The following is a 6,551-nucleotide window of genomic DNA, read 5'->3' as shown; positions in this document are numbered from 1 at the left end:
TCCGACGTCAACCCCGTCTCCCTGGTGGCCGACTCGGTCCGCGGCCTGCTCAACGGCGGCCCGGTCGCCGGCTCCCTCGCCGGCAGCCTCGCCCGGCCGGGCACTTCACCGGAGGATCATCCGGCGTTCTTGCGGTAGGCCCGCATCGCCAGCGGGAAGAAGACCACGATCACGCCGGCCATCCAGGCGAGGCTGCCGGCGAGGGAGCCGGCGACCGGGCCGCCGTTGAGCAGGCCGCGGACCGAGTCGGCCACCAGGGAGACGGGGTTGACGTCGGACCAGGCCTGCAGCCAGTCGGCCATCTTCTTGTCGGAGACGAAGACGTTGCTGGCGAAGGTGAGCGGCAGGATCAGGATGGTCATCAGGCCCTGCACGGAGGCGGGGTTCTTGATCAGCATGCCGAGGTACACGGAGATCCAGGAGAAGCTGAGGGCGAAGCCGATGAGCAGGGCGACCGCGGCGAGCGAGGCGAGGGGGTTGGTCCCGACGCGGTACCCCATGACCAGGGCGAGGACGACCAGGGTGCCCAGGCAGGCGATGTAGCGGACGATGTCGGCGAGGACGGCGCCGATCAGCGGGCTGGAGCGGGCGATCGGCATGCTGCGGAACCGGTCGAAGATCCCTGTACTGGCGTCCGCGCTGAGCGAGGCACCGATGCCGATACTGGCCTGGAAGACGGCCATGACCATGACGCCCGGGGTGACGTGCTGCAGGTAGCCATGGGTGTCGCCGCCGGACATGGCGTCCCCGAACAGGTAGATGAACATCAGCAGGCTGATGATCGGGGTGAGGATCACATCGACCAGCTGCATCGGCGACTTCATGAACTTGGTGACGCCACGGCCGGCGAGGGCGAGGCTGTGCTGCGCGGTCTGCGCGAGGCCGATACGGCTGGAAAGTTCGGCGGGGGCGCCGAGGGGCAGGGTGCTCATGACGGGGTCCTCTCGGGAAGGTCTGCGCGGAACGGGGGGAGCCGGGGGCTCAGACGGCGACGGGCTGCTCGTCGGTGACGGCGGGCGCGTGTCCGGTCAGGGCGAGGAAGACCTCGTCCAGGCTGGGCAGCCGCAGGCCGAGCTCGTCGGCGGGGATGCCGGCGCCGTCCAGGCGGCGGGCGACAGCGGCGACGATCAGCGGGTCGTCGGCCGGCACGGTGAGTACACCGGAGTCCTGGGTGGGGGCGTGTCCGCTCAGCTCGGCGAGCATCCCGACGACCCGCGGTACATCGGCGGCCACGGTGGGCCGGACCTGGAGGATCTGGCCGCCCACGCGGCGCTTGAGCTCACCGGGCCGGCCCTCGGCGACCTTGCGGCCCTTGTCGAAGACGGTGATGGAGTCGGCGAGCTGGTCGGCCTCTTCGAGGTACTGCGTGGTCAGCAACACCGTGGACCCCTGCGCGACCAACTTCCGTACGACGTCCCAGACTTCCTGCCGCGCATGCGGGTCGAGACCGGTGGTGGGCTCGTCCAGGAAGAGCACCTGAGGCCGGCCGACCAGGGAGGCGGCCAGGTCCAGACGCCGCCGCATACCGCCGGAGAAGGTGGTGATCGGCTTGCGGGCCGCCTCGGTGAGGGAGAAGCTCTCCAGGAGCTCGGCCGCCCGCGCCTTCGCATCGCGCCGGGACAGGCCGAGCAGCCGCCCGATGAGCACCAGGTTCTCGGTACCGGACAGGGTCTCGTCCACGGAGGCGTACTGCCCGGTCAGCCCGATCAACTGCCGCACCTTCACCGGGTCCTCGGCGATGTCGTGACCGCCGATGGTGGCGTGTCCGGCGTCGGGGCGCAGCAGCGTGGCCAGGATGCGCACAGTGGTCGTCTTGCCGGCACCGTTGGGCCCTAGGACACCGACGACCTTGCCGGCCGGAACCTCCAGGTCGACCCCGTCCAGCGCGGTGAAGTCCCCGTACTTCTTGACCAGTCCCTCGGCCCGGATCGCGTACCCCATATCGAACAACTCCTCGTCAGGTCCTCGTCGTTCTCGACGACCATGACGATGCCGGGCCCTCCTGACAGCCGTCGGCCGGCAGGCTGACAGCGGTCGGCGAGGGCTGTCAGGGGGTGTCAGCGGAGACGTGATCTCTGTGGCGTGATCTCGGTGGCGTGCCGAAGCAGGCTTCGTCGAGCGGTTCCGGCGGCGAGGTGCCCGAGGGCTTCGATGCAAAGATCATCTCCAGGAATTCTCCAGAGCCGTCCGAAGTACATCGGCCAGGGCCTGTGAGAGTTCTTTGCGGAGCGAACCCGAGGCGTTCGGATGAATGTGCGCTGGGGGGCGGCGTGGTGCTGCGGGCAAAGGCCCGGACGGATTTACCTATGACATATGTTCATTCGGACGGGCCGAACTGCCCTGCTCAGCATCGCGATGGTCGTCTCTGCCTGCGCGGCGGCCTCCCTGCCCCCGGTCGCCGCAGCGGCCGTACCGGTTCCCAGGGAATCGGCCGCCGCGCCACAGCCCTGGAAAACAACCGCGGCGAAACTGGACCGGGTGATCCGCAAGACGGCCGCCGACGCCGGTGTCCCTGGAGTGATCGTGGGCGTCTGGAAGCCCGGACAGCCGCGCTACGTGCGGGCTTTCGGCGTCCGGAACAAGAGGGACTGCGCCCCGATGCGAACCGACCTGAACATGCGGATCGGCAGCGAGACCAAGACCTTCACCGTCACCGCGCTGCTCCAGCTCGTCGACCGCGGCAAAGTCGGCCTGGACGACCCGATCTCCGAGTACGTCGACGGAGTGCCCGACGGAAAGCACATCACGCTGCGTCAGCTCGCGGACATGCGCAGCGGCCTGTTCGCCTACACCAAGGACGAGAGCTTCCAGCACCTGCTGACGACCGAGCCGCATCGCCAGTGGTCGCCGAGTGAGCTGCTCAGCATCGCCTTCAAGCACCCCAACCAGTTCGCCCCCGGCACGCAGTTCGACTACTCCAACACCAACACCGTGCTGCTCGGCCTGGTCGTCGAGAAGATCACCCACCGTCCCTTGAGGAACGTGATCCGGAACCTGATCACGCGGCCGAGCGGCCTGGACCACACCTTCCTGCCGAAGGCGGCGGAGTTCCCGCGGCCGCACGCCCACGGCTACACCGACCAGACGCCGGACGGCACGGTGGCGGACGCCACGCACTTCAACCCCAGCTGGGGCTGGGCAGCCGGCGCGATGATCTCGGACCTGGACGACATGCGCTCCTGGGCGAAGAACGTCGCGACAGGCAAACTGCTGACCCCGCAGACCCAGGCGGAGCGCCTCGACGCGCACCCCACCGGCGCGCCGGGTGACGCCTACGGGCTGGGCATCGACATCAACCACGGGTGGATCGGCCACGCGGGCTCCCTGCCCGGCTACCAGAGCCTGACGGTCTACCTGCCCGCCCAGAAGGCGACGATGGTGATCCTGCTCAACACCGACATCGCCTCCAACGGCGAGAATCCCAGCACCCTCCTCGGCCGGGCCATCACCCAGGTGGTCAGCCCCGGCAACGTCTACGGCGACGCGTCCGACCAGAACTGACACACGCCCGAGATGACGCGGGCGGGGACATCCTGGAGACTCGCTCCCCGCATTCCTCAGGCACTCGCGCAACAGTGTGCGTGCCGGCCCTCAAAACGGATGACTCGCTTGAACTCTCGATGGTCCGACAGCGCGGTGGCGGTGTGCTGTCGGACCTGGACGATTCCTGCCTTGCATTGAGGCCCTGGGAGATCACCGAGCCGTGACTCCTGGCAGACATGCGGGTCAGCACGTTGTCCCGAATCAGGCACTGCAAGATCGCAGACCTGGGAATCCTGCCGCGTTGCTGAAAGCTCGCTGGCGGGCACCGATCTGGAGACAGATTCCAAGATCTTCTCCAGGATTTCTCCAGAGAGCCCCTGAAGAACGAGACAGGCCCGGTGCTGAAACATCAGCACCGGGCCTGACCTGCGATTTAGCTGTCGGGGTGGCGGGATTTGAACCCACGACCTCTTCGTCCCGAACGAAGCGCGCTGCCAAGCTGCGCTACACCCCGATTGTCGCTGCTTGTCGCGGCGACGTCGTTTACTTTAGCCCACCGGTGGCCGGAGACGAAATCCGGTTTTGGCGCGGCGGCGGATGGGGTCGGGGCGGATGTGGTCGAGGGCTATGAGGAGGAGGGCCAGGGCGTAGATGGCGAGGCCGAGGAGGAGGGCGTTGCTCAGGATGCCCTTGTAGCCGTGCTGGTCGACGTCCAGGAAGGGGTAGAGATAGCGGGCCGTGGTGCCCGAAGGGAGCAGTTCGCCCCTTGCCAGGGAGAAGGCGAGATAGGCGAGGGGGTAGAGGAGCCAGACCGGCGCGTGGCGCAGGGCCAGTGGGGGTGGGCTGGTCAGGAGCAGCCAGTCCAGGAGTGCCGCGATCGGGATCACCGTGTGGAGGATCTGGTTGGCGAGCGCCGGCCATCCCGTGAGGGCGGCCACCTCGCCCGTCATCGAGAACGGGCTCGACGCGTTCGTCAGGATCAGGTGGTAGACCAGGCCCGTGGTCACGATGAAGAGCAGCGTGCCGCCCGTCACCAGTGGGGGCAGCGGGCGGCGGGCGGACCATGCCCGTGCCGCCGCCGCTGTGAAGACCACGGCGACGAGGATGTTGCTCTGGATCGTGAAGTAGCTCAGGACCCGGGCCGGGCTGCCGAGCATCAGGTCGATCGTCACGCCTGCCGTCGCGGCCAGCGCGACCAGCAGGCGGAAGACGGCTGCCAGTGGACGGCGTACGGGGGCCACCACCGCCGACGCGGGGACGGCGGACGGGATCAGCGCCGGTACGCCCGTGATCGCGGGCAGATCCGGTATGTCCTTGGGGATCGGGGCGGTCATGCCCTCACGCTAAGCGGGGCTGGCAAATCGGGCGATACGGGCGGTCCGGGTGGGTTACCCCTTACTTCACTTCCCCCACTCCTTTCACTCCCCCCACTTCCCCTACTTCCGCCCCACCAGCGTCAGCAACGAAGCCTCCGGCGGGCAGGCGAACCGTACCGGCGTGTAGCGGTTGGTTCCGCAGCCCGCCGAGACGTGCATGTACGACGTCTGGTCCTCCGCCGTGTGCGTGGACAGGCCCTTCACGCGGTCCGTGTCCAGGTCACAGTTGGTGACGAAGGCGCCGTAGAAGGGGAGGCAGATCTGACCGCCGTGGGTGTGGCCCGCCAGGATCAGGGGGTAGCCGTCCGCGGTGAACGCGTCCAGTGCGCGCAGGTACGGGGCGTGGACCACGCCGAGGGAGAAGTCGGCCGCGTTCGACGGGCCGCCCGCCACGCGCGCGTAGCGGTCGCGCTTGATGTGCGGGTCGTCGAGGCCGGTCAGCTCGATCTCCGCGCCCTCGATCTTCAGCGTCCCGCGGGTGTTCGTCAGGTTCAGCCAGCCCGCCGCGTCGAAGCCGTCGCGCAGGTCCTCCCAGGGGTTGTGGACGGCGTTCACGACCGGGGCGTTGCCGTTCAGGCCGTGGCGGCCCTGGGCCTTCTCGAACAAGTACCGGGCGGGGTTACGGGGTTTGGGGCCGTAGTAGTCGTTCGAACCGAAGACGTACGCCCCCGGGAAGTCCATCAGCGGGCCCAGCGCGTCCAGTACCTCCGGCACGCCCTCCGGGTCGGAGAGGTTGTCCCCGGTGTTGATGACGAAGTCGGGGCGCAGCCCGGCCAGCGAGCGCAGCCAGTGCTGCTTCTTGCGCTGGCCGCTGACCATGTGGATGTCGGAGACCTGAAGGACGCGCAGGGGTCGCATCCCGGGGGGCAGGACGGGAACCGTCACCCGTCGCAGCCGGAAGGAACGGGCTTCGAAACCCGCCGAGTAGAGGAGACCGGCGGCACCAGCCGCCGCGATTCCCAGGGGTACTCCGTATCGCGCGCGCATGCGTCCATCGTGTCAGACCGCGACGAGAGCAGGCGCCGCCTGTGGACAACCGCGGTGGCCCCTCGCGCCCGGCGGGGGGACAACCGCGGTGGCCCCTCCCGCCCGGCAGGGAAAATCAACGGGCGGACGCCTTGCCACACCTGCGACAATCAACCCATGACCACGCTCAAGTCGAAGCTGCAGGAAGACCTCAACGCCGCCATCAAGGAGCGCGACGAGCTCCGCTCCTCGACGCTCCGGCTGACCCTCACCGCCATCACCAAGGAGGAGGTCGCGGGCAAGACGAAGCGCGAGCTCTCCGACGACGAGGTGCAGAAGGTGATCACCAAGGAGGCGAAGAAGCGTCGTGAGGCCGCCGACGCGTTCGCCCAGGGCGGTCGCGCCGAGTCGGCCGAGCGTGAGAAGGCGGAGGGCGAGCTCCTCGCCGCGTACCTCCCCAAGCAGCTGTCCGACGAGGAGCTCCAGCAGATCGTCGCCCAGGCGGTCCAGGAGGCCAGGTCGGCGGGTGCCGAGGGGCCGCGTGCCATGGGTCAGGTCATGAAGATCGTGAACCCGAAGGTGGCCGGTCTGGCCGAGGGCGGCCGGGTCGCCGCGGTGGTCAAGCAGCTCCTCGCGGGTGCCTGACCCGCCTCGCGATCAGCGGAGCCGATGGACCGGTGAGTACGGCGGGGGGGGGGGGGGGGGGGGGGGGGGGGGGGGGGGGGG

At 68.8% G+C, this 6,551-nt stretch carries 6 protein-coding genes and 1 tRNA gene; 2 read left to right on the top strand and 5 right to left on the bottom strand.

Annotated elements, in window-relative coordinates; all coding sequences use genetic code 11:
- Window positions 1-116: 116 nt before the first annotated feature.
- Entirely contained in the window at window positions 117-932 is an 816-nt protein-coding gene (locus ACN6LB_RS45445) for an ABC transporter permease (RefSeq protein WP_445031047.1), read from the bottom strand.
- Between the two features lie 49 nt (window positions 933-981).
- Window positions 982-1,941: an ATP-binding cassette domain-containing protein gene (locus ACN6LB_RS45440; protein ID WP_445031046.1), complete on the bottom strand. Its 960-nt coding sequence runs from the start codon at window positions 1,939-1,941 to the stop codon at window positions 982-984.
- Between the two features lie 372 nt (window positions 1,942-2,313).
- Between ACN6LB_RS45440 and ACN6LB_RS45435 the strand changes: the two genes are divergently transcribed.
- Window positions 2,314-3,501, top strand: coding sequence for a serine hydrolase domain-containing protein (locus ACN6LB_RS45435; protein ID WP_445031045.1), 1,188 nt, complete (start codon window positions 2,314-2,316; stop codon window positions 3,499-3,501).
- A 422-nt stretch (window positions 3,502-3,923) separates the two neighbouring features.
- Here the strand turns inward: ACN6LB_RS45435 and ACN6LB_RS45430 are convergent.
- The 3 genes from ACN6LB_RS45430 to ACN6LB_RS45420 form a co-directional block, all read right to left on the bottom strand.
- Window positions 3,924-3,997 (bottom strand) — tRNA-Pro (locus tag ACN6LB_RS45430).
- 34 nt (window positions 3,998-4,031) lie between these two features.
- A complete protein-coding gene (locus ACN6LB_RS45425) occupies window positions 4,032-4,817 on the bottom strand; it encodes a Pr6Pr family membrane protein (RefSeq protein WP_356133812.1) in 786 nt (261 codons plus the stop codon).
- 102 nt (window positions 4,818-4,919) lie between these two features.
- Window positions 4,920-5,846, bottom strand: coding sequence for a metallophosphoesterase (locus tag ACN6LB_RS45420; RefSeq protein WP_356133810.1), 927 nt, complete (start codon window positions 5,844-5,846; stop codon window positions 4,920-4,922).
- A 156-nt stretch (window positions 5,847-6,002) separates the two neighbouring features.
- On the opposite strand from ACN6LB_RS45420, the gene ACN6LB_RS45415 reads away from it, so the two are divergent.
- Window positions 6,003-6,470 (top strand): GatB/YqeY domain-containing protein, encoded by a 468-nt coding sequence (locus tag ACN6LB_RS45415; RefSeq protein ID WP_356133808.1) that lies wholly within the window; start codon window positions 6,003-6,005, stop codon window positions 6,468-6,470.
- Window positions 6,471-6,551: the final 81 nt, after the last annotated feature.

The sequence above is a fragment of the Streptomyces sp. SAS_270 genome (assembly GCF_052543295.1).
This window is presented reverse-complemented; position numbering and strand designations above follow the sequence as displayed.